General features: G+C 63.1%; 20 protein-coding genes. 5 read left to right on the top strand and 15 right to left on the bottom strand.

What is annotated here, in order from left to right; translation table 11 throughout:
* Nucleotides 1-42: 42 nt before the first annotated feature.
* On the top strand, nucleotides 43-942 hold the full coding sequence (gene folE2 / locus DN388_RS21165; RefSeq protein ID WP_255002025.1) for a GTP cyclohydrolase FolE2: 900 nt from the start codon (nucleotides 43-45) through the stop codon (nucleotides 940-942).
* Here the strand turns inward: folE2 and DN388_RS21160 are convergent, their stop codons facing one another.
* Entirely contained in the window at nucleotides 943-1,470 is a 528-nt protein-coding gene (locus tag DN388_RS21160; RefSeq protein ID WP_043861510.1) for a DUF3617 domain-containing protein, read from the bottom strand.
* Between the two features lie 128 nt (nucleotides 1,471-1,598).
* On the opposite strand from DN388_RS21160, the gene cls reads away from it, so the two are divergent.
* Nucleotides 1,599-3,038, top strand: coding sequence for a cardiolipin synthase (gene cls / locus DN388_RS21155; RefSeq protein ID WP_255002024.1), 1,440 nt, complete (start codon nucleotides 1,599-1,601; stop codon nucleotides 3,036-3,038).
* A 9-nt stretch (nucleotides 3,039-3,047) separates the two neighbouring features.
* Here the strand turns inward: cls and cfaB are convergent, their stop codons facing one another.
* Nucleotides 3,048-4,232 carry a C17 cyclopropane fatty acid synthase CfaB gene (cfaB, locus tag DN388_RS21150; protein WP_255002023.1) on the bottom strand — a complete coding sequence of 395 codons (1,185 nt, stop codon included), beginning with the start codon at nucleotides 4,230-4,232 and terminating at the stop codon, nucleotides 3,048-3,050.
* Nucleotides 4,233-4,420: 188 nt separating this feature from the next.
* Here cfaB and lpdA point away from each other — a divergent pair, with 188 nt between their 5' ends.
* A complete protein-coding gene (gene lpdA, locus DN388_RS21145) occupies nucleotides 4,421-5,821 on the top strand; it encodes a dihydrolipoyl dehydrogenase (RefSeq protein WP_255002022.1) in 1,401 nt (466 codons plus the stop codon).
* A gap of 77 nt (nucleotides 5,822-5,898) precedes the next feature.
* Here lpdA and hcnC read toward each other — a convergent pair whose 3' ends face one another.
* The 3 genes from hcnC to hcnA are packed head-to-tail and all read right to left on the bottom strand — an operon-like array spanning nucleotide 5,899 to nucleotide 8,854.
* Nucleotides 5,899-7,143 carry a cyanide-forming glycine dehydrogenase subunit HcnC gene (gene hcnC / locus DN388_RS21140; protein WP_043861506.1) on the bottom strand — a complete coding sequence of 415 codons (1,245 nt, stop codon included), beginning with the start codon at nucleotides 7,141-7,143 and terminating at the stop codon, nucleotides 5,899-5,901.
* Nucleotides 7,140-8,543, bottom strand: coding sequence for a cyanide-forming glycine dehydrogenase subunit HcnB (gene hcnB / locus DN388_RS21135; RefSeq protein ID WP_255002021.1), 1,404 nt, complete (start codon nucleotides 8,541-8,543; stop codon nucleotides 7,140-7,142). The genes hcnC and hcnB overlap by 4 nt, the downstream gene beginning before the upstream one ends.
* Nucleotides 8,540-8,854, bottom strand: a complete 315-nt coding sequence (hcnA, locus tag DN388_RS21130) for a cyanide-forming glycine dehydrogenase subunit HcnA (RefSeq protein WP_255002020.1) — start codon at nucleotides 8,852-8,854, stop codon at nucleotides 8,540-8,542. The genes hcnB and hcnA overlap by 4 nt, the downstream gene beginning before the upstream one ends.
* A gap of 176 nt (nucleotides 8,855-9,030) precedes the next feature.
* On the opposite strand from hcnA, the gene DN388_RS21125 reads away from it, so the two are divergent.
* Nucleotides 9,031-11,244, top strand: coding sequence for an LTA synthase family protein (locus DN388_RS21125; RefSeq protein ID WP_255002019.1), 2,214 nt, complete (start codon nucleotides 9,031-9,033; stop codon nucleotides 11,242-11,244).
* 140 nt (nucleotides 11,245-11,384) lie between these two features.
* Here DN388_RS21125 and DN388_RS21120 read toward each other — a convergent pair whose 3' ends face one another.
* Genes DN388_RS21120 through DN388_RS21105 form a run of 4 tightly spaced genes read right to left on the bottom strand, consistent with a single transcriptional unit; the run spans nucleotide 11,385 to nucleotide 14,554 of the window.
* Nucleotides 11,385-12,602 carry a pyridoxal phosphate-dependent aminotransferase gene (locus tag DN388_RS21120; protein ID WP_100634880.1) on the bottom strand — a complete coding sequence of 406 codons (1,218 nt, stop codon included), beginning with the start codon at nucleotides 12,600-12,602 and terminating at the stop codon, nucleotides 11,385-11,387.
* Entirely contained in the window at nucleotides 12,599-13,228 is a 630-nt protein-coding gene (locus DN388_RS21115) for an RraA family protein (RefSeq protein ID WP_255002017.1), read from the bottom strand. The genes DN388_RS21120 and DN388_RS21115 overlap by 4 nt, the downstream gene beginning before the upstream one ends.
* Entirely contained in the window at nucleotides 13,225-13,890 is a 666-nt protein-coding gene (locus DN388_RS21110; RefSeq protein WP_100634884.1) for an RraA family protein, read from the bottom strand. The genes DN388_RS21115 and DN388_RS21110 overlap by 4 nt, the downstream gene beginning before the upstream one ends.
* 1 nt (nucleotide 13,891) lies before the next feature.
* A complete protein-coding gene (locus DN388_RS21105) occupies nucleotides 13,892-14,554 on the bottom strand; it encodes an RraA family protein (protein WP_058541967.1) in 663 nt (220 codons plus the stop codon).
* A gap of 108 nt (nucleotides 14,555-14,662) precedes the next feature.
* Here DN388_RS21105 and DN388_RS21100 point away from each other — a divergent pair, with 108 nt between their 5' ends.
* Nucleotides 14,663-15,565, top strand: a complete 903-nt coding sequence (locus DN388_RS21100) for a LysR substrate-binding domain-containing protein (RefSeq protein ID WP_058541968.1) — start codon at nucleotides 14,663-14,665, stop codon at nucleotides 15,563-15,565.
* A 97-nt stretch (nucleotides 15,566-15,662) separates the two neighbouring features.
* On the opposite strand, the gene glmS is transcribed toward DN388_RS21100, so the two are convergent.
* The 6 genes from glmS to atpG form a co-directional block, all read right to left on the bottom strand.
* Nucleotides 15,663-17,498: a glutamine--fructose-6-phosphate transaminase (isomerizing) gene (glmS, locus tag DN388_RS21095; RefSeq protein WP_043860659.1), complete on the bottom strand. Its 1,836-nt coding sequence runs from the start codon at nucleotides 17,496-17,498 to the stop codon at nucleotides 15,663-15,665.
* A gap of 11 nt (nucleotides 17,499-17,509) precedes the next feature.
* Nucleotides 17,510-18,277, bottom strand: a complete 768-nt coding sequence (locus DN388_RS21090; protein ID WP_043860660.1) for a DeoR/GlpR family DNA-binding transcription regulator — start codon at nucleotides 18,275-18,277, stop codon at nucleotides 17,510-17,512.
* Between the two features lie 191 nt (nucleotides 18,278-18,468).
* A complete protein-coding gene (glmU, locus tag DN388_RS21085) occupies nucleotides 18,469-19,836 on the bottom strand; it encodes a bifunctional UDP-N-acetylglucosamine diphosphorylase/glucosamine-1-phosphate N-acetyltransferase GlmU (RefSeq protein ID WP_054916062.1) in 1,368 nt (455 codons plus the stop codon).
* 127 nt (nucleotides 19,837-19,963) lie between these two features.
* A complete protein-coding gene (locus DN388_RS21080) occupies nucleotides 19,964-20,383 on the bottom strand; it encodes a F0F1 ATP synthase subunit epsilon (RefSeq protein WP_043860662.1) in 420 nt (139 codons plus the stop codon).
* 44 nt (nucleotides 20,384-20,427) lie between these two features.
* On the bottom strand, nucleotides 20,428-21,804 hold the full coding sequence (gene atpD, locus DN388_RS21075; RefSeq protein WP_043860663.1) for a F0F1 ATP synthase subunit beta: 1,377 nt from the start codon (nucleotides 21,802-21,804) through the stop codon (nucleotides 20,428-20,430).
* A 27-nt stretch (nucleotides 21,805-21,831) separates the two neighbouring features.
* Nucleotides 21,832-22,692 (bottom strand): F0F1 ATP synthase subunit gamma, encoded by an 861-nt coding sequence (atpG, locus tag DN388_RS21070; RefSeq protein ID WP_054916061.1) that lies wholly within the window; start codon nucleotides 22,690-22,692, stop codon nucleotides 21,832-21,834.
* Between the last annotated feature and the right edge of the window lie 29 nt (nucleotides 22,693-22,721).

Here is a 22,721-nt window from a genome sequence, read left to right as displayed (position 1 = left end):
ATAATGTAACGTATCGGTTTTTAATTCAGCGATGGTTTCAGCATGAACGCCCTGACCCTTCCCGATATCGCCGCTCAGGCCAGCCAGCAATCCATGCCTCTGGAATGGGTTGGCATGTGCGGCATCGCACTGCCGATCACACTCGACGGCGTGCAGGTACGCGCCAGCGCCGATGCCGGCGTCAGCCTGGATGATGGAGCCTCGCGGGGCATTCACATGTCGCGCCTGTACCTCGCGTTGGAGGCATTCGAGCACGCGGCGTTTTCAGTAGGGTTGGTGCGCCAGGTCCTGGAACGGTTTATCGACAGCCATCAGGGCCTCTCTACCACCGCTTACCTGCGTCTAGGCTTTGAATTGTTGCTCAAGCGGCCTGCGCTGGTCAGCCCGCTGGCAGGCTGGAAGGCTTACCCGGTGAGTGTGGACGCACGTTTGGAAAACGGAGTGTTCCACGTGGAACTAAACGCACAAGTCGAGTATTCCTCGACCTGCCCATGCTCCGCCGCGCTCGCCCGCCAATTGATTCAGCAGCAGTTCGTCGATGATTTCGCCAACCGCAGTATCCTCGATCATGCTGCCATCCTTCATTGGCTCGGCACCGCCCAAGGCATCGTCGCAACACCACACAGCCAACGCAGCACGGCCCATCTGCACCTGCGCCTGGCCCCAGGCGAGGAGCAAATGCCCTTTCGACAGCTGATAGGCCTGGCCGAGGCAGCTCTCGGCACTGCTGTGCAGACAGCCGTGAAACGAGCCGACGAACAGGCGTTTGCGCTGGCCAACGGGCAGAACCTGATGTTCTGCGAAGACGCCGCGAGGCGCCTGCATCTGGCCCTGCAACCGCTGCCGTGGATCGACGGCTTCAAGCTGCGTGTGGAACATGCCGAAAGCCTGCATGCCCACGACGCTGTCGCGCAAAGCCAATGGCAGTGGCACCTGCGCTGATCAGGTGCGCGGCTTGACCGTGCCGCAATCGTTGCCCAGCCACACCGCACGGGTGTTCATGCTGCCCTTTTGCTCAACACCGGACGCATTGAACGTGCCGCTGACCTTGGTCAGAAATTCCCGATCGCTGAGAAACTGCGCTTCACCGTTGCCTTGAGCCTTGGGGCAACTGAAGGTGAACTTCCACACATTGCCGTTGCGCTCGGTGATCTTCTGCGTGCACCCCGACTGCGGGTCCTGCAGCGGAATGTCGTTGGTCTGAACCTGCTCCTGGGTCAGGCACGAACGCACCCCTTTGCCCCCGACGCTGATGCCTTGCTTGGCCAGGCCACCCTCGATCATCGCGCGCTGCTCGGGCGGCAGGTTCTTCAACTGGCCGAGCATGAATTCCATGTCGGGCAGTGGCTTGCCATCGACCTGCATGTTGCTGCTGGTCAACTCCCACAGGCCCGGTTGCAACATCTGCGCATGCACCAACGGGCTCGCCAGGCCCAGTACCAGTGCCAGCATCGGCAGACGACTTTTCATGTAGTGACTCCTTCAGAATCCGGCCCCAAGCCGGAACACAGGTTAGACGCGTTTTCGTGCTTTCAGTTGCAAGTGCAGGCGCGAACGTGCTCTGTTAGCGGGTAGTGCCTTCGGATAGCAGAATGTGTATGGATTACCACAGCCCTTACTTCTTCGGTTACCTCATCGGTTTGATTCACCTGCTGGGCGTGATTGCCGCCCTGCATGCCGTGTTCACCGTGCGCACCGCCCAAGGTGCAATTGCCTGGGCCATGTCGCTGCTGTTTATCCCCTACTTCACGCTGATTCCGTACCTGGTGTTCGGCAGTCGCACCTTCGACGCCTACATCCAGGCCCGCCGCCAGGCCAACCGCGAAATGCACGTGGCCATGGCCGACCTCAACTGGCGCCCCTGGGTGGAAGAGGCGCTGACCGCGCGCAACTCCGAATCCTATGCGGCGCTGCGGGCCATGCCCAAGCTTGGGCGCATGCCGTGCCTGGCCAACAACCAGGTCAGCCTGCTGATCGACGGGCAGGCCACCTTCGACGCGATCTTCAAGGCGATAGAAGCGGCCCACGACACGGTACTGATCCAGTTCTTCATCATCCACGACGACGGCATCGGCCGTGAGCTCAAGGCGCTGCTGCTGAGAAAGGCCGCTGAAGGGGTGAAGATCTACGTGCTGTTCGACAGCGTTGGCAGTCACGCCCTGCCCTCCGCCTATATACAGAGCTTGCGCGAAGGCGGCGTGAACATCCGCGCCTTCGCCACCCGCCGCGGTTGGTTCAACCGCTTCCAGGTCAACTTCCGCAACCATCGCAAGATCGTGGTGGTAGACGGCATGCTGGGGTTCATGGGGGGCCATAACGTGGGCGACGAATACCTGGGCGGCAACCTCAGGCTATCGCCCTGGCGCGACACCCATGTGCAGGTCAGCGGCCCGGTGCTGGCCTGCCTGCAGGAATCCTTTGCCGAAGACTGGTACTGGGCGGCGCGCCAGTTGCCGCCACTGATCCTGCCCGACACCTACCCCGACAACGGCGTACTTTGCCAGGTACTGGCCAGCGGGCCGGCCGATCCGCAGGAGACCTGTTCGCTGTTTTTTGTCGACGCCATCCACGCGGCGCGCGAGCGGCTCTGGATCACCAGCCCGTACTTCATTCCCGACGAGGCCGTGTCGGCCGCGCTGCGCCTGGCGGTGTTGCGTGGCGTCGACGTGCGTATCCTGATTCCCTCGCGCCCTGACCACCGTATCGTGTACGCCGCCTCCAGCCTGTTCGCCTTCGAGGCGGTGCAGGCCGGGGTGCGCATGTTCCGCTACGGGCCGGGGTTTCTGCACCAGAAGGTGGTGCTGGTCGACAACGAAGTCAGCGCCATCGGCAGTGCCAACCTGGACAACCGCTCGTTCCGCCTGAACTTCGAAATCATGCTGCTGACCGTAGACCTTGCCTTTGCCGCGCAGGTCGAAGCCATGCTCCAGCACGACTTCGACCAAGCGCGGGAAATCACCCCCGAGGACAGCCAGCAGACGCGCCGCCTGCAACAACTGGGGATGCGCATCGCCCGACTGATCTCGCCGATCCTCTGAGCGCGACTGTCAGCGGTACAGGTCCTCGCGGGTCAACGGCAGGTCGTGGCCACCATCGGCGAACGGCTTGACTGCCAGAATCTGGTGCAGGTTGATCCAGCCCTTGGCAAAGGCATAGGAGCAACCGGCCAGGTACAGCCGCCAGATGCGCAGGGCCTTTTCCGGCACCAGGTTCGCGGCCTTGTCCAGCTGGCTTTCCAGGCGATCGCTCCACTGCGCCAGCGTCCGTGCGTAATGCAGGCGCAGGCTCTCGACGTCGACCACTTCCAGCCCCGCTTCGCTGATACGCGCACTGATCATCGACAGGTGCGGCAGCTCGCCATGGGGGAATACATAGCGCTCGATGAAATTGCCCGCGCCGCGCCCCACCGGGCGCCCGTCCACATGCTTGGCGGTGATGCCGTGGTTCATCACCAGGCCGCCTTCGCGCACCGCGCCGAACAAGCGCTGGCAGTACAATGCCAGGTTGGCATGCCCCACGTGTTCGAACATGCCGACACTCACCACCTTGTCGAAACGACCGTCCTGCGGCAGATCGCGGTAGTCGAGAATCTGCAGTTCCACCTGATCTTCAAGCCCTTCTGCCTTGACCCGTTCACGCCCCAATTTGAGCTGCTCCTTGCTCAGGGTGATGCCGAACACCTTGGCGCCGAACTCGCGTGCGGCATAACGTGACAACCCGCCCCAGCCACAGCCCACGTCCAGCAGGTAGTCGCCCTGCTTGAGCCGCAGCTTGCGGCACAGGTGCTCGAACTTGTTCTGCTGGGCCTGCTCAAGGGTATCGCCGGGGGTCTTGAAGTAGGCGCAGGAATACGCCATGTCGCGGTCCAGCCACAGCTGGTAGAAATCGTTGGACAGGTCGTAATGGTAGGAAATGGCCGCCGCGTCGGTGGCCTTGTCATGCTCGCTGCGCACCGGCTGGTCTTCTTCCTCGTCCGTGAGCAACGCCTGACTGAGCTCGTCGCACACGCGGATGACTTCGCCGATGGTGCCCTCCAGTTCCAGCTTGCCCTCGACGAACGCCGCGCCCAGCTCATCCAGGCTGGGGTGGGTCAACTGGCCGATCAGCTGGGGATCCTTGACCACGATGGTGACCTGCGGCTGGGGGCCGAGATCGAATTCGTGACCATCCCAAAGCTTGAGTCGCAAGGGCAACCGCAGGCTTTGCAGAACAGGTGGAAGTTGCGCAAGCATGAAATGAGCCTCCCGTAATCTTCGGACGTCTGCACAAAAGGGTAGCCCATCCTCAAGAACAGGGAGGCATGCCGGACTATCGTCGTAGACCGGCCGATGCAAAAAGGTAGTGGCATAAATTGTATACAACCTCCAGATCGGCCCCTAACCTTGGCTGCATTGTCGATTCTTCATCCGGGAGTACAACAATGAAAACCTATGATGTCGTGATCATCGGCGGCGGCCCTGGCGGCTACAACGCTGCCATTCGCGCAGGCCAGCTGGGCCTGAGCGTGGCCTGTGTCGAAGGTCGCCCGACCCTCGGTGGCACCTGCCTGAACGTTGGCTGCATGCCGTCCAAGGCCCTGCTGCATGCCTCCGAACTCTACGAAGCGGCTGCCGGCAGCGAGTTCGCCAACCTCGGTATCGAGGTCAAGCCAAGCCTGAACCTGGCGCAGATGATGAAACAGAAGGACGAGAGCGTCGCGGGCCTGACCAAGGGCATCGAGTTCCTGTTTCGCAAGAACAAGGTCGACTGGATCAAGGGCTGGGGCCAGCTCGATGGCGTGGGCAAGGTCAAGGTCACCGATGACCAGGGCGCCGTGACCGAACTGCAGGCCAAGGACATCGTCATCGCCACCGGGTCCGAGCCGACTCCGCTGCCCGGCGTGACCATCGACAACCAGCGCATCATCGACTCCACCGGCGCCCTCGCCCTGCCCCAGGTGCCCAAACACCTGGTGGTGATCGGCGCGGGCGTGATCGGGCTGGAGCTGGGCTCGGTGTGGCGCCGCCTCGGTAGCCAGGTCACCGTGGTGGAATACCTCGATCGCATCTGCCCCGGCACCGACGAAGAAACCGCCAAGACCCTGCAGCGCGCATTGGCCAAGCAAGGCATGAGCTTCAAGCTGGGCAGCAAGGTGACCCAGGCCACGCCGTCGGCCAACGGTGTCAGCCTGACCCTCGAACCGGCCGCCGGCGGCACCGCCGAAACCCTGCAGGCCGACTACGTGCTGGTCGCCATCGGCCGTCGCCCCTACACCCAGGGCCTGGGCCTGGAAACGGTAGGCCTGCAGACCGACAAGCGCGGCATGCTCGAGAACCAGGGCCATCGCACCAGCGTGCCGGGCGTGTGGGTGATCGGCGACGTCACCAGCGGCCCGATGCTCGCCCACAAGGCCGAAGACGAAGCCATCGCCTGCATCGAGCGCATCCACGGCAAGGCCCACGAAGTGAACTACGGGCTGATCCCGGGGGTGATCTACACCCGCCCCGAACTGGCCAGCGTGGGCAAGACCGAAGAGCAGCTCAAGGCCGAAGGCCGCGCCTACAAGGTCGGCAAGTTCCCGTTCATGGCCAACAGCCGGGCCAAGATCAACCACGAGACCGAAGGCTTCGCCAAGGTGCTGGCCGATGCCGAAACCGACGAGGTACTCGGCGTGCACCTGGTTGGCCCGTGCGTCAGCGAAATGATCGGTGAGTACTGCGTGGCCATGGAGTTCTCGGCCTCGGCCGAAGACATCGCCCTCACCTGCCACCCGCACCCGACTCGCTCCGAGGCCTTGCGCCAGGCGGCGATGAACGTCGAAGGCATGGCCATGCAGATCTGACCCCGGTCAGCCTGCACGCTTGATCCGTGCGCCTGAACCGACGGCGACCATCACCGCAGGTTCAGGCACGCACCGGGTCAGGCCTGGGCGGCTTTGGGCTGAGTACCGAAGCGGTCCGCGAGGAACGGCGTCAGGTCCAGCGGCAGTGCCTCCTCATGCAGCACCTTGTCGATCAGCACGCCAGTGATCGCCGAGGTCAGGATGCCGGTGCGAAAGTGCCCACAGGCATTGAGATAGCCACTCACGCTCTGCACCGGGCCGAGAATCGGCAGCTCGTCCGGCGAACCGGGACGCAGGCCTGCCCAGCTGCGTTTGAGGTTGATCTGCGCCAGCTCCGGAATGCAGCGCACCGCGCCCTGCACCAGACCATTGATTTCCGGATAGGTGGTGGTGACGTCGAAGCCCTTGTCTTCGGTGGTGCTGCCGATCAGGATCTCACCGTTGTCCTTCTGCGCCATGTAGCAATCGGCGGTGGTCAGGCAGCCCTGCAGCAGCTTGGGCATGCGCTCGGTGAGCAGGATCTGGCCCTTTACCGGCTTGACCGGAATGCTCAGGCCGGTGGCCATCTCGCTCAGTTCTGCCGCCCAGGCGCCGCCGGCGTTGATCAGGGTCTGGCAGTGAAACTCGCCTTCCACGTCGGTCTTGACCCCCACCACCCGGTCGCCTTGGTGCAGCACGCCGGTGACGTTGGTGTTGAGGAACAGGTCGACGCCGTTCTGCCGCGCACCTTCGGTGTAGGCATCGGCCAGACGGAACGGGCTGACCTGGTGATCGCACAGGAACTCCAGCGCGCCGTGGGCATGGTGGCTGACGGCAGGCTCGGCCTTGCGCAGGGCATCGCGGTCGAGCCAGCGAACCTCGTGGGCCAGGTGCGGGATCTGCGCGACGATATGCTCGGCGTACAGGCGGTCCTCGTCGTCGTAGATCACGTACTTGAGGCCGGTGCGCTCGAACTTGAAGTCCATGCCGTGGCGCTCCATCAGCTCCTGGTGCAGGCCGGGGTACAAGGCATTGGATTGCAGCGCGAAGTCGAAGAACGACTGCGGCAGGATGTGCGGGGTGCTGGAATCGACCGCCACGGCGGCGCCGTTGGCTTCGCGCTTGTGCTTTTGCGACATCATGCGAAAGAAGATCACCCCGCAGCCCAGGCCGACCGATTCGCCGATCGCCCACAACCCGCCCGCCGAGGCACGGGTAGCGTTGCCGGGGCGCTTGGCGTCGATCAGCGCGATCCTGAGGTTGCCACGCTTGGACAACTGGTAGGCGCAGGAAGCGCCGATCACACCGCCGCCGGCGATGACCACATCATAGGTTCTGTTCATGCTTCAGCTTCCGTGCCGAGGTTCTTGAATGCGGAGAAAGGGATCGGGTCGATGGGGAACCGCGGGCGCAGCCAGCCCACATCGGCACGCCCGGTGGCCTGGCGCAGGCGATCGTTGCAGTAGCCCACGCACATGCGGCCCTGGCAATCGCCCATGCTCACGCGGGTGCGCATCTTCAGCCCAGCCATGTCCTGTACACCCTGCTCCAGGGCGCGGTCGATGTCGCTGCGGGTGACGTGCTCGCAGCGGCAGATGACGGTGTCGGGTGCGGGCAGCGTGATCTGCTCAGTGCCGCGCAGTGTGTAGCGGTCTACCCCGGCACGAAAGCGCTTGATCGCGGCCAGCTTGCCCAGGTAGCGCTCGCGCAGGTCCAGCGCCTGTTCGGGGGTGATGACCTGAGCCTGGTGCAGGATCGACACGGCGGCGATACGCCCGGTGAGCATCGCGGCTTCGCCACCGCGAATCCCGCCCATGTCACCGGCCAGGTGAATGTGCGGCTCGCTGCTCTGTTGCCACACGTTGCTTTCGGCGCGCAGGTAGCCGTCTTCGTTGAAGCCGTGGGCCAGGCCCATCTGCTGGCTGAGCTGTGTGCGCGGAATGAAGCCGTAGCCCACGGCCAGGGTCTGCGCCGAGACGCGCTGCACACGGCTGATGTCCGGCTGCCAGTTGTCACTGTAGGGGGCCAGGCGCACTTCGGTGAGTTCGCCCTCGCCGTTGGCACCTACCACGCCCCAGCCGTAGTTCATGGGGATACCGTTGAGCTTCAGATAACCCAGCATGCTCAGGCCATCGAGAAACAGCTGCGGCTTGTTCAGCAGCGCCAGGCTTTCCTTGGCGATCTTGCCGAAGGCACATGCCTCGTACACCCCTTCCACCTTGACCCCGGCCGCGTGCAGCTGGCATGCCACCAGGGGCAGCAGCGGGCCGGTGCCGGCGATGACGGTGGTGCCCAGCGGCTTGACCACGCCGCTCTTGATCTGCAACTGCAGACCGCCCAGCAGCATCACGCCGGGCAGGGTCCAGCCGGGGAACGGCACGTTGCGCTCATGGCAGCCGGCGGACAGTACCAGGTGGCTGTGTTCCACTTCGTGCAGCTGCTCGTCGCTGTCCAGCACCATCAGGCGGTTGCCGCCTTCGCCCCCGACCACACGGGTTTCCAGGCGCACGTCGATGCGCTCGGCACAGTTGGCGAATTCTTCGTGCAGGGTGTTCAGCGCGCTGGCATAGCGCTTGCCCAGGTAGCCCAGGTCGACGCCGCTGCGCAACGGGCCGCGATAGACCACCCCACCCAGACGCGAAGCTTCGTCGAACAGCACGCTGGAGACGCCATGCCGGGCCAGTTCGATGGCAGCCGCCATGCCTGCCGAACCGCCGCCGACTATTACCGGACGCAGGCTCATTCGACACCCTCCACGTCGAAGCGGTTGACCCCGGTTTCGACCTGCATGCCCGGCTTGACGATGGTCTGGCAGGCGCGGCGCTTGGGGCGGCCGTTGATCGACACCAGGCAGCAGTGGCACACGCCCATGCCGCAGAAGGCACCCGAGACCTGGCCATGGTCGTTGCGCGCCACCTGGCGCAGGCCCACCGCGTGCAGCACGTTGAGCACGCTTTCGCCTGCCGCGGCCGGTACCGGCCGCCCGTTGAGCTCGATGGTCATGTCTGCCCGCGACAGGGGCTGAATATCATGATTGCGGTCCATTGACTGCATTGCGTTTCATCCTTGAAAAGAGTGGCAGGAACCCACCACGGTAAGCCATGAAGGCGCATTCGACATTGATCCAGGCCAGAAAACTGGGTTTCGACTTGTTGCCGGAATGCTGTGGAGATGTACTGCACTTGGTACCATCACCACATTTACATGACGACATGATGACGAACGCCCCCGTGAAACGTATCTATCGCTGGTTGCAGCACCCTCGCGCTTCGCTCGCCGCCCTGTTCGGGCTGCTGGTGGTGGTTCCTGTATGCCTGCGCGTGGCGAACGGCTGGGCCGATCCGCTGGGGTACCTGTCCGACGTGGGCCTCGGTGGTGCACTGGTCGTTCTGCTGAACCGTCGTCCGGTATGGCTGGCAGTGCCCGTGGTGCTGGCGTGGGGAGTGCTGAGCCTGGCCAGTGCCGAGCTGGTGGCCGCAGTAGGCCGATTGCCGACCCCGGCCGACCTGCACTACCTCACCGATGTGCAGTTCATGGAAAACTCCGCCGGTGGCAGCCTGGCCAACCCTGGCTTCGCCATTGCCCTGGGGCTTGGGCTGCTGTTGTGGCTTGCGACCCGCTGGGCGGCCCGGGCCAGACCCGTCGCGCCATTGCCGCGGCACCTGTGGGCGGTGCCCGTGACCTGCCTGCTGGTGCATGCCGGTACCCAGGCCTGGGAACCTGCCGAAGCGGACGAGTGGCAGGTGTTCAACCTGCCACATCAATTGCTGGCGGTAGGCGTGGGTGAAAGCCAGGCGCGTATCGAAGACTGGCTGGAGGCCGATGTGGTCGACCCACCCGTGGCCATGGCCGGCCTGACCCGCCTGGACCTGAGCGGCAAGCCGCTGCTCGACGCGCCCGGCAGCGCGCGCAACGTGCTGGTGGTCGCGCTGGAAGGCATCCCGGGGGCTTACCTGGACATCAACCGACGCACCCTCAACCCCGCCTACCAGGAACACCTGATGCCCAAGCTGAGCGCTTGGGCCGAACGCGGCATGAACACCCCCGACTACGTGCTGCATACCCACCAGACCATCCGTGGCCTCTACGCCATGCTGTGTGGCGACTACGACAAGCTCGACAACGGTACCCCCAAGGGGGTCGAGATGCTGACGCAGAACCAGCGCAACCAGGAATGCCTGCCGGCGCAATTGCGCGAGCACGGCTTCAGCACGCACTACCTGCAGGGTGCCGGGCTGCGCTTCATGGCCAAGGACAAGATCATGCCGCACATCGGCTTCGATACCACCCTGGGCCTGGACTGGTTCAAGAACCCCAACTACCTGGACTTCCCGTGGGGCAAGGACGACAAGGCGTTTTTCGAAGGCGCGCTGGACTATGTCGGCCAACTGCAGAAGCAGCCTGAACCGTGGATGCTCACCCTGCTGACCGTGGGCACCCACCAGCCCTACTCCGCGCCGGCGGAATACCTCGAACGCTACGCCACGCCCAAGCAAGCGGCAGTGGCCTATCTCGACGACGCTGTGGATAACTTTCTTGCCGGGCTGGAACGTCAGGGGGTACTCAAGGACACCCTGGTGGTGATCACCTCGGACGAATCCCATGGCATCGACGGTGTACGCCTGGCGTCTTCGTGGGGCTTCAACCTGATGCTGGCGCCCGAGCAGGCACAACTGCCACAGGTGAAATCCGGCGTGTACGGTCACGTCGACCTGACCGCATCGGTGCTCGACTACTTCGGCTTCCCGGTGCCCAACGCCCTCAGTGGGCGTTCGCTGCTGCGCGACTATGACAACGGGCGTGAAATCATGTCGTTCACCAACGGCAAGCTGCGCTATCACGATGGCAATGCCACCTTCACCGAATGCGATTTCCAGCAGCGCTGCCGGTCGTATGCCAGTACCGGCTTCATTGCCGAACGCGCCAACCTGACAGATCGCTTCCGTGGCCAGCGGGCACGCCAGGTGCAGGCGCGCGCCAGCGCACTGGATCAATCAGTGATGGGGTCACCGCTGAACCAGCACTACCAGTTCGGCAGTGCGACGGTGATCCCGCTGCAGCCGCAGATCAAGGATGACTGGGCCGACAACCTGATCGGCGCGCAGTACCTGGAGATGCCCAAGGGCTCGCACACCCGGGTGCGCCTGACGGTACGCTCGGCCGACCCGCAGCAGAACGCCTATATCGTGCTCAAGACCAAGGAGTTCGAGCAGGAGGTGCTGGTGGGGCTACCTACCGAGGAGATGCTGGTCACGCCGGATCAGCCCCTGGAAATGGAGTTCACGTTCGACAACAACGAGTCGCGCAAGGCGTTCTCGTTCCACCTGCTGGGGCATGGGTTGGGGGCGGTCGAAGTGAGCGACTTCAGTGTGGTGACCGAAGCGCCGGGGCAGATTGATGAGCTGGATGAAACGCTGGCGCGGTTGAACGGCAAACCCAGTTGATTCCCTGATTGTCGGTGGACAGTTCACCGGCCTTCAGCGCACAACGCGGCTGTTCAACCAGCAGAAGCGGCTGCCCGCTTTTTCCGGTGGAAGCGTGGCGCTGGAGCTGGTCGACACTGTGATAGCTTGAGGCACGCGCCTCAAGGGAGCTGACGTACGCTGTGGCAAAAACGACCGATGGCCTCGCAGGCCGCTCGCAGCGACAGGTCATCCAGCGCGTAGGCAATGCGCAGATAGCCCGGCAGGCCAAATGCGCTGCCCTGTACGACGGCAACATCGGCCTCATCCAGCAGCGCCAGCGCTACCGCCTCATCGTCGACCAGCGTGCGCCCGCCCGGGGAGCACTTGCCAATCAACCCCGTACAGTCGGCAAAGGCATAGAATGCACCCGCCGGAAGTTCGCAACGGATGCCTGGCGCCTGATTCAGCAGCGCTACCATGAAATCACGACGACGCTGGAACACTTCGCGGCTGTGGGCGATGAATGCCCTGGGGCCGTCCAGCGCGGCTATCGCCGCATGCTGGGAGATCGAACATGCCCCCGACGTCTGCTGACCTTGCAGCTTCTGCATCGCGTCGAGCAACCAGCGCGGCCCCGTGGCGAAGCCGATGCGCCAGCCGGTCATGGCGTAGGCCTTGGATACGCCGTTCATGGTCAGCGTGCGCGGCGCCAGCTGCGGTTCTACCTGGGCCAGGGTAAGAAAGTCGCGGCCATCGAAGATCAGATGCTCATAGATATCGTCCGCCAGGATCAACACCTGAGGGTGGGCCAGCAGGACCTTTGCCAGCGCTTCGAGCTCTGCACGGCTGTATACCGCACCGGTCGGGTTGGCGGGCGAGTTGAGAATGAGCCAGCGGGTCTTGGGGCCGATAGCACCTGACAATGCCTGCGGCGTCAGCTTGAAGCCTGACCCCGCACCACAAGCGACAATGCGCGGCTCGCCACCACACAGCTGAACCATTTCGGGATAGCTCACCCAGTACGGCGCGGGGACCACCACCTCGTCGCCCTCGTTCAGCGTCGCAGCCAGGGCATTGAAGATCACCTGCTTGCCGCCACTGCCTACCAGGGTGTCCTGCCAACCGACATCCAGACCATTTTCGCGCTGGAACTTGCGCGCGATCGCTTCGCGCAGAGCGCGAAGGCCCGCCACCTGGGTGTAGCGGGTGTGGCCACTATTGATGGCCTGTATGGCTGCGGCGCGGATATGTTCCGGGGTGTCGAAATCAGGTTCGCCGGCACACAGCGAGATGATGCTGCGCCCCTCGGCGCGCAGCACGGCTACACGGTCGATGATGGCGTAAGTCGCCGAAGGCCTGGCGGCCTCCAGGCGATGATTCAGGGCTTCAAGGCTCATGGCTGCTCCTGCGGCCGGGTCAGCCCAAGCAGATCGAGCGTGGTGTGACCTTCGCGCAGCCTGGCCATCAACAGCGCCTCCTTGTCCGCACGTTGCCGGCCTTTGCGCAGGGTGCGCTCCACAGCGGCGACCGGAATGATGATCACGCCATCCTCGTCGGCAACCACCAGGTCGCCGGCGCAGACCGGGGCGCCGCTGAAGACGAACGGCTTGCCCACCGAAGGCGCGGTGGCCTTCACCGTCCCCTTGACCGAGATACCTCGCGCAAACACCGCGAAACCTCGCGCCTGGAGCGCTGCAACATCCCGCACGCCGCCGTTGATCACCAGGCCGACGATGCCGGCGGTTTCTGCAGCCACGGTCAGTACCTCACCCCAGTAGCCGGCGACGAAATCGGCGGTATCACACACCAGCACGCTGCCGCGTGGCGCCTTGGCCACGGCCAGGTGCAGGCCAAGGTTGTCCCCCGGCGCGCACTGCAGCGGGTAGGCCGGCGCGGCAATGAATGCACCGGGCCAGACGGCCCTGATCTGCCGGTCAACCGCGCACGGCAGGCCCGAGGCCTCGTAAAGGGTGGAACTGCCAAGGGCCTTGGCGATGGGTTGATAATCGTGTGGAAGGCTCATGGCTGCTTGCTCTGCAGGGTGTGATAACCGAGGGCGGCCCGGGCTTGCCTGAGGCCTTTGCCACCGGCCAGTTGCTGACGAATCTGCGCCTCGACCTGCTCGATACGGTGTGCTGTGTCGGCGACTTCCCGGGCGCGGCTGCGCGGTACGATGACCACACCGTTGGCGTCGGCCACGACGATATCGCGGGCACAGGCCCGGGCAGTGCCAACCGACACCGGCTGGTTGACGGTAGCCACTTCCACGCGGTCCTTGCCGGTGCGCATGAAGCGGCCTTTGCTGAACATCGGGTAACCGTCACCCAGTGCCTTGTTCACATCACGGCAAACGCCGTCGATGACCGTTGCGGCGACACCACGGGCCAGTGCGTACTGGGTCATGATGTCGCCCCACACCGTGCAATCGGTGCGTCCTTGATTGGCGATCACCACGACATCACCCGGGGCCACGTCATCCATGAAGTCGCCAACCGTGCCTGGCGGAGTGCCTGCGCTGACGTACTGCACGGTGAAGGCCGGACCTACCAGCACCTGGTCGTAGTTGGCCAGCGGCGCAATGCCGAAGGCCTGGCCAGCAAGGCCCAATCTGTCCAGGGCATCGGAGACGCCAGGGGTATCCAGGCCATCGAACAACGCGACGAGGTCTTTATCGGACAGGCTCATTTCAGTGCTCCGCCTTGATGGCTTCGAATTGGGCGTCATGCATCACGTGTTCGACCGAGCGGCCCGCCCGCACGGCATCGAGCATGCCGGCCTGGCGCCGGTCTATCCGCTCGGCCAGGGCCAGAACCTGCTCAATGACAGCGGCTTGAATGAAAACGGTGCCGCATTCGTCGGCGATCACGTAGTCATCTTCTTCGACCGCCACGCCGGCCATGTGCACCTTGACCGCAGCGTCGACTTGAATGAGCCGATTGCGTGCGCTGATCATGGTTATGCCGCGGCCAAACACCGGGTAGCCGATGTCTGCATTGGCGCGGATATCGCGGCTGAAGCCATCGGTGACCGTGCCACGGATGCCCTTGCATCGCGCCGCATTGGCGAGGATGTCGCCCCAGCTGGAAACGCCGTGGAGGCCACCGGCAATGACCAGAACGCGATCATCGGTGGTGATTCGCTCCACCACCGGTGTAATCAGGTGAACGTCTGGCGCCGTTCCCTGCTTGGGGCCGAGCTGCACGGTGCTGGCACGGCCGACGATTTGCGGGCAGTTCCAGAGCGGCATCAGCCCGTTGGTGGCGCCAGGAAGTTCGAGGAAGTCCAGCGCGTCCGACACGGTGTTGGTGTCGAGCGCTGCCAGGCGTTCAAGCGTGGCTTTCAGGCTCATCGGTTGCAGACCTCTTGGGAGATGAGGCCTGAGTATCGACAAGGTGTTTTGATACGTATATTCCTAAGAAACTAAGCTTGTCATAGCCCTGACATATGGAAGCACACTGTGATCAATTTCCGCCTGATACGTCATCTCTGGTTGTTCCTGGCCGTTGCCGAGGACCAGAACTTCAGCCGCGCCGCCAGGCGCCTGGGCATGTCGCAGCCGCCGTTGACCGAACAGATCCAGGCCCTTGAACAGTCCTTGCGCGTGCAACTGTTCACCCGCTCGCGCCGCGGCGCGCAGCTCACCGCAGTTGGGGCGGCGATTCTGCCGGCGGTGCGCAAGTTTGCCGACCAGCTCGAGCGGCTCGAGCTGGCGGTGCATGAAGCCGTGGCCGGTCATGCTGGCGTGCTGACGATCGGGGCGATCACCTCGGCCATGATCGATGTGCTGCCGCCATTGATCGAGCGGTTCAAGCAGGACCACCCACTGATTACGGTATCGGTGCGGGAAATCGACAGTGCAGAAGCCATCCCTGCGCTGGAGGCTGGGGATATCGACATTGCCTTTGCGCGTCTGGAGGGGAACCTGGGCCGCCACCTGCAATCCATGCCGCTGTCCGAGGATCGTCTGGCGGTGGCGCTACCCAACGACCATCATCTGGCGAAGTGTGCGGCGATCAGCCTAGGGGCGCTTGCCGATGAAACCCTGGTGATGGCTTCACGGGATGTGAGCCCGGTGTACTTCGACTGCCTGGTGGGGTTATGCAAAGCCAGCGGTTTCGCGCCACGCATCGTGCACCAGGTGCGCTCGGTATCTTCCCAGGTGGCGTTCGTCAGCTGCGGCCAGGGCATCGCATTGGTGCCCGCCTCGATGGACAAGCTGGCCCCTGAAAACGTACTGGTCCGGCCGTTGCAGCCAGAAGTGAAGGTGGTCACCACCGCCGTGGCCTGGCACGACGGGCACAACAACCCGCTGGTCGAGGCGATGATCGATCAGGCCAGGCAAGGCTTGTTGATGGATTGAGCAGCGACCGCACGGGTGTGCGGGGCAAGCAGGATCCGGGAAGGCGAACCTTCCCGGATCTTTTGGCGGTGTGGAGTGCCTGGGCCTGACCGGCCCCTTACTCCACCGTCACCGACTTGGCCAGGTTGCGGGGCTGGTCGACGTCGGTGCCCTTGAGCACGGCCACGTAGTACGACAGCAATTGCAGCGGGATGGTGTACAGGATCGGTGCCAGCGCATCGATGATGTGCGGCATGGCAATCACATGGGTACCCTCGCCATTGCTCATGCCTGCCTTCTCGTCGGCGAACACGATCAGCTCGCCGCCACGGGCGCGCACTTCCTGCAGGTTAGACTTGAGCTTCTCCAGCAGCTCGTTGTTCGGTGCCACGGTAACGACCGGCATGTCGGCATCCACCAGCGCCAGCGGGCCGTGCTTGAGCTCGCCAGCCGGGTAGGCTTCGGCGTGGATGTAGGAGATTTCCTTGAGCTTGAGCGCCCCTTCCATCGCCACCGGGAACTGCGCGCCACGGCCCAGGAACAGGGTGTGATGCTTGTCGGCGAACAGCTCGGACGTCTTCTCGATGGTGGCGTCCATCGCCAGCGCTTCGCCCAGGCGTACCGGCAGACGACGCAGTTGCTCCACCAGTTCGGCCTCGACGCCAGCCGGCAAGGTGCCACGCACGCGCCCCAGCGACAGGGTCAGCAACATCAGCGACACCAGCTGGGTGGTGAACGCCTTGGTCGAGGCCACGCCGATTTCCGGGCCGGCACGGGTCAGCAGGGTCAGGTCCGATTCACGCACCAGCGAGCTGATGCCGACGTTGCAGATGGCCAGGCTGGCAAGGAAGCCCAGCTCCTTGGCATTGCGCAGCGCCGCCAGGGTGTCTGCAGTTTCGCCCGACTGGGAAATCGACACGAACAGGGTGTCGGGCTGCACCACCACCTTGCGGTAGCGGAATTCACTGGCCACTTCGACCTGGCACGGAATACCGGCCAGCTCTTCGAGCCAGTAACGCGCAACCATGCCCGCATGGTAGCTGGTGCCGCAGGCCACGATCTGTACATTGCGCACCTTGGGGAACAGCTCGGCCGCCTTGGGGCCGAAAGCCTGCACCAATACGTGATCCGAACCCAGGCGGTCTTCCAGGGTGCGCTGCACCACGGTGGGCTGCTCGTGGATTTCCTTGAGCATGAAGTGGCGGTAATGGCCCTTGTCGGCCGCCTCTGCACCTTCGTGGTACTGCACGGCCTCGCGTTGCACCGGCTGGCCATCGACGGCCCAGATGGTGATCTGGTCGCGGCGAATCTCGGCGATGTCGCCCTCCTCCAGGTACATGAAGCGGTCGGTGACCTGGCGCAGGGCCAACTGGTCGGAGGCCAGGAAGTTCTCGCCGTGGCCCAGGCCGATCACCAGCGGGCTGCCGCTGCGGGCGGCCAGCAGGCGGTCTGGCTGGCTGGCGCTGATCACCGCCAGGCCATACGCGCCATGCAGTTGCTTGACGGTCGCCTTGAGGGCGTCGGCCAGGTCCGGCAGGCTTTTGAGGGTGTGGTGCAGCAGGTGCACGATCACTTCGGTGTCGGTCTGCGAGGTGAATACGTAGCCCAGGCCCTTGAGCTGTTCACGCAGCACATCGTGGTTCTCGATGATGCCGTTGTGCACCACCGCCAGGTCGTGGCCGGAGAAATGCGGGTGTGCATTGCCTTCGGTTGGCGCGCCATGGGTCGCCCAGCGGGTGTGGGCGATACCCAGGTTGCCGACCAGCGGCTCGGCGGCAACGGCCGCTTCCAGCTCGCTGACCTTGCCGATGCGACGACGGCGTTCAAGGTGGCCCTGCTGGGTGAAGACAGCCAGGCCAGCACTGTCATAACCGCGGTATTCCAGGCGCTTGAGGCCTTCGATCAGGATGGTGGTGATGTTGCGTTCGGCGACGGCGCCCACGATTCCACACATAGATGTTGCTCCTAGCTGATAGCGGCACAGATGAGGTTGATGCCGCGGGCTTGAATTTGATCGCGTGCCTCCTGGGGCAGGCGTTCGTCGGTAATCAGGGTATTCACGCTGGCCCAGGGCAGCTCCAGGTTGGGAATCTTGCGCCCGACCTTGTCCGACTCGACCATCACGATCACTTCGCGGGCCACCTCGGCCATCACCCGGCTCAACCCCAGCAATTCGTTGAAGGTGGTGGTGCCGCGCACCAGGTCGATACCATCGGCACCAATGAACAGCTGGTCGAAATCGTAGGAGCGTAGTACCTGCTCGGCAACCTGGCCCTGGAACGATTCGGAATGCGGGTCCCAGGTGCCGCCGGTCATCAGCAGTACCGGTTCGTGTTCCAGTTCGCTCAAGGCACGGGCCACGTTCAGCGAGTTGGTCATCACCACCAGCCCCGGTTGCTGACCCAGTTCGGGGATCATCGAAGCCGTGGTGCTGCCGCTGTCGATGATGATGCGCGCATGCTCGCGAATCCGCGCCACGGCGGCACGAGCGATGGCCTGTTTGTAGAGAGAGACGCGCTGGCCCTGGTCGGCGAACAGTTCCTGAGGCAGGGTCACCGCGCCACCGTAGCGGCGCAGCAGCAGGCCGTTGGCCTCCAACGCGGCGAGGTCCTTGCGAATGGTGACTTCGGAGGTTTCGAAACGCTTGGCCAGTGCATCCACACTCACCTCGCCCTGCTCATGCAGCAAGGCCAGGATGTTGTGGCGGCGTTGAGGTGTGTTTCGTTTCGACATGGGAAGTTAAGTTTCGATTCGAAAGATAATGACGCCAATCAAAACCTAAAGCTTTCATTTGGTCAAGCAGGCAATGAAACTATTTCTGTGGATAAGGCGCTGCTGGGGTCAGGTTATCCACACTCGAATGCCAGGCAAAAAAAAGCCGACTTATGCACAATGCGGTCGGCTTTTTCAGAGCTGTGGACAACTCAGCTCTTCTTGATCTTCTCTGGCCGTTTCCAGCCATCGATGTTGCGCTGACGACCGCGGGCCACGCCCAACTGGCCAGCCTCGACCGTCTGGGTGATGGTGGACCCCGCAGCAGTGGTGGCCCCATCGAGGATATCCACAGGCGCCACCAGCGAGTTGTTGGAACCGATGAAGACATCCTCGCCCAGTACGGTACGGAACTTGTTGGCACCGTCGTAGTTGCAGGTGATGGTGCCAGCACCGATATTGGTGCGCGCCCCCACCTCGGCATCACCCAGGTAGGTCAGGTGGCCTGCTTTGGCACCTTCACCCAGGTGGGCATTCTTCAGTTCGACAAAGTTACCCACATGCGCACGGGCATCCAGCACGCTGCCCGGGCGCAGCCGCGCGAACGGACCGGCATCGCTGCCCTCGCCCAGCACGGCACCTTCGAGGTGGCTGTTGGCCTTGACCACTGCGCCCTTGCGCAGGGTACTGTTCTTGATCACGCAGTTCGGGCCGATGACCACGTCATCCTCGATCACCACGCGGCCTTCGAGGATAACGTTGACGTCGATGAGCACGTCACGCCCCACGATGACTTCGCCGCGCACGTCGAAACGCGCCGGGTCACGCAGGGTCACGCCCTGGGCCATCAGGCGACGACCTTCGCGCAATTGATAATGACGCTCCAGTTCGGCCAACTGACGACGGTCGTTGGCGCCCTGCACTTCCATCGGGTCCAGCGGCTGCTCGGTGGCCACCACCAGGCCGTCGGCCACTGCCATGGCGATCACGTCGGTCAGGTAGTACTCACCCTGTGCGTTGTGGTTCGACAGGCGGCCCAGCCACTCGGCCAACCGAGCCCCCGGTACGGCAAGGATGCCGGTGTTGCCTTCATTGATCGCCTTCTGTGCGTCGCTGGCATCCTTGTGCTCGACAATGGCAGCCACCTGGCCCTGGTCGTCGCGCACGATACGGCCGTAGCCGGTCGGGTCGGCCAGGGTCACAGTGAGCAGGCCCAGTTGCTGCGGGTTTACCCTGGCCAGCAAACGCTGCAGGGTGTCCACCTCGATCAGCGGTACATCGCCGTAGAGGATCAGCACGGTGTCGGCACTGAGCGCCGGCAAGGCCTGGGCCACGGCGTGGCCTGTGCCCAGCTGTTTGTCCTGCAACACGAAATTCAGGTCATCGGCAGCCAGTCGCTCGCGAACCAGCTCGGCACCATGTCCGATCACCACGTGAATACCCTGGGGCTCGAGCTGGCGGGCGCTGTGGATAACATGGCCAAGCATCGAGTTGCCGGCGACCGGGTGCAGTACCTTGGGCACGGCCGAGCGCATGCGTGTGCCCTGGCCTGCCGCGAGAATAACGATATCGAGAGACATTGACTGGCTACCAAATCCGGGGAGAGGTCGATGAATGACCGAAATGAGATATGCAGAAAAAGAAAAAGGGTAGCCGAGGCTACCCTTTAACTCAATCGCGGCGAAAGCAATCAGCCTGTAGGCCGAATTACCTTCCCTTGCGCAACTGCTGGACGGTGCGCAGCTGAGCTGCGGCTTCGGCCAGACGTGCGGCAGCGGCGCCGTAGTCGAACTCCGCGCCTTTGGCGTTCAGGGCGTTCTCGGCAGCCTTGAGGGCTTCCTGGGCCTGAGCTTCGTCCAGGTCGGCAGCACGTTGCACGGTATCGGCAAGCACCTTGACCATGTTCGGCTGGACCTCGAGGAAACCACCAGAGATGTAGAACACCTCTTGGGCGCCACCCTGCTTGGTCAGCGTGATCGGACCAGGCTTCAGATTAGTGATCAGCGGGGCGTGGCCTGGAGCGATACCAAGATCACCCAGGTTGCCGTGCGCAATCACCATCTCGACCAGGCCGGAGAAGATCTCTCCTTCCGCGCTGACGATATCGCAATGGACTGTCATAGCCATCTGCTTGCCTCAACCTGATTAGCGCCCCTCGCGGGGCGCCGGGATTACAGTTTCTTGGCTTTCTCGACTGCTTCTTCGATGCCGCCGACCATGTAGAACGCTTGTTCTGGCAGGTGGTCGTAGTCACCGTTGAGGATGCCTTTGAAGCCAGCAATGGTGTCTTTCAGGGAAACGTATTTGCCTGGAGAACCGGTGAAGACTTCAGCCACGAAGAACGGCTGGGACAGGAAGCGCTGGATCTTACGAGCACGGGAAACCAGTTGCTTGTCGGTCTCGGACAGTTCGTCCATGCCCAGGATCGCAATGATGTCCTTCAGCTCTTTGTAGCGCTGCAGCACGTACTGAACGCCGCGAGCGGTTTCGTAGTGCTCGTTGCCGATCACGTTCGGGTCCAGCTGGCGCGAAGTCGAGTCCAGTGGATCGACCGCTGGGTAGATACCCAGGGAGGCGATGTCACGGGACAGTACGACGGTGGCGTCCAAGTGGGCGAAGGTGGTGGCTGGCGACGGGTCGGTCAGGTCGTCCGCAGGTACGTATACGGCCTGGATCGAGGTGATCGAACCTTCCTTGGTCGAAGTGATACGTTCTTGCAGAACGCCCATCTCTTCAGCCAGGGTCGGCTGGTAACCTACCGCCGAAGGCATACGGCCCAGCAGTGCGGATACTTCGGTACCGGCCAGGGTGTAACGATAGATGTTGTCGACGAACAGCAGAACGTCGTTACCTTCGTCACGGAACTTCTCGGCCATGGTCAGGCCGGTCAGCGCTACGCGCAGACGGTTTCCTGGTGGCTCGTTCATCTGACCGTAGACCAGCGCTACCTTGTCGAGAACGTTGGAGTCCTTCATCTCGTGGTAGAAGTCGTTACCCTCACGAGTACGCTCACCCACACCGGCGAACACGGAATAACCGCTGTGCTCGATGGCGATGTTACGGATCAGTTCCATCATGTTTACGGTCTTGCCTACACCGGCACCACCGAACAGACCAACTTTACCGCCTTTGGCAAACGGGCAGACCAGGTCGATAACCTTGATGCCGGTTTCCAGCAGGTCGTTGCCGCCTGCCTGGTCAGCGAACGAAGGCGCTTCGCGGTGAATGCCCCAGCGCTCTTCTTCACCGATCGGACCAGCTTCGTCGATCGGGTTGCCCAGCACGTCCATGATCCGGCCCAGGGTCGCTTTACCGACCGGTACGGAGATGGCTGCGCCGCTGTCGACGACGTCCAGACCGCGCTTCAAGCCTTCGGTCGAGCCCATCGCAATGGTACGGACCACGCCGTCGCCCAGCTGCTGCTGAACTTCCAGGGTGGTTTCCGCGCCTTGTACTTTCAGTGCGTTGTACACGCTCGGCACGCTGTCACGTGGGAATTCCACGTCGATGACGGCGCCGATGATTTGAACGATACGTCCGCTACTCATAGCTGGATCCTCTGAATATTTGAACCGTTAAACCGCGGCAGCGCCGCCGACGATTTCCGAGATCTCTTGGGTGATCGCAGCCTGACGCGCCTTGTTGTAGATCAGCTGCAATTCGCTGATCAGGTCGCCGGCGTTGTCGGTGGCGTTCTTCATTGCGATCATCCGCGCAGCTTGTTCGGCCGCGTTGTTCTCGACCACCGCCTGGTAGACCTGCGACTCCACGTAACGCACCATCAGGCCGTCCAGCAGCTCCTTGGCGTCAGGTTCGTAGAGGTAGTCCCAGTGGTGCTTGAGTTCTTGATCCGGGGTTGCAACCAACGGAATCAACTGCTCGACCGTTGGGGCTTGCGTCATGGTATTGATGAACTTGTTCGATACCACGGACAGACGATCGATACGACCATCCAGGTAAGCGTCCAGCATGACCTTGACGCTGCCGATCAGATCATTGATCGACGGCTCTTCGCCCAGGTGGCTGATCGCTGCAACGACGTTACCGCCGTAGCTGCGGAAAAACGCCGCACCTTTGCTGCCCACCACGCACAGGTCGATTTCGACCCCTTGCTCGCGGTTGGCTGCCATGTCCTTGACCAGGGCCTTGAACAGGTTGGTGTTCAAGCCGCCGCACAGACCACGGTCACTGCTCACAACCACATAACCGGCGCGCTTGACAGGGCGTTCGATCATGAAGGGGTGGCGGTATTCCGGGTTGGCGTTGGCCAGATGACCAATCACCTGGCGGATACGCTCCGCATAGGGACGGCTAGCAGCCATGCGCATTTGAGCCTTGCGCATCTTGCTGACCGCCACTTTTTCCATGGCGCTGGTAATTTTTTGCGTGCTTTTGATGCTCGCAATCTTACTGCGAATCTCTTTTGCGCCTGCCATGTAACACCTATCAGGTTAGCAAGCGGGGA

The organism is Pseudomonas sp. S12(2018), assembly GCF_024355235.1.
GTDB lineage: Bacteria > Pseudomonadota > Gammaproteobacteria > Pseudomonadales > Pseudomonadaceae > Aquipseudomonas > Aquipseudomonas palmensis.
This window is presented reverse-complemented; position numbering and strand designations above follow the sequence as displayed.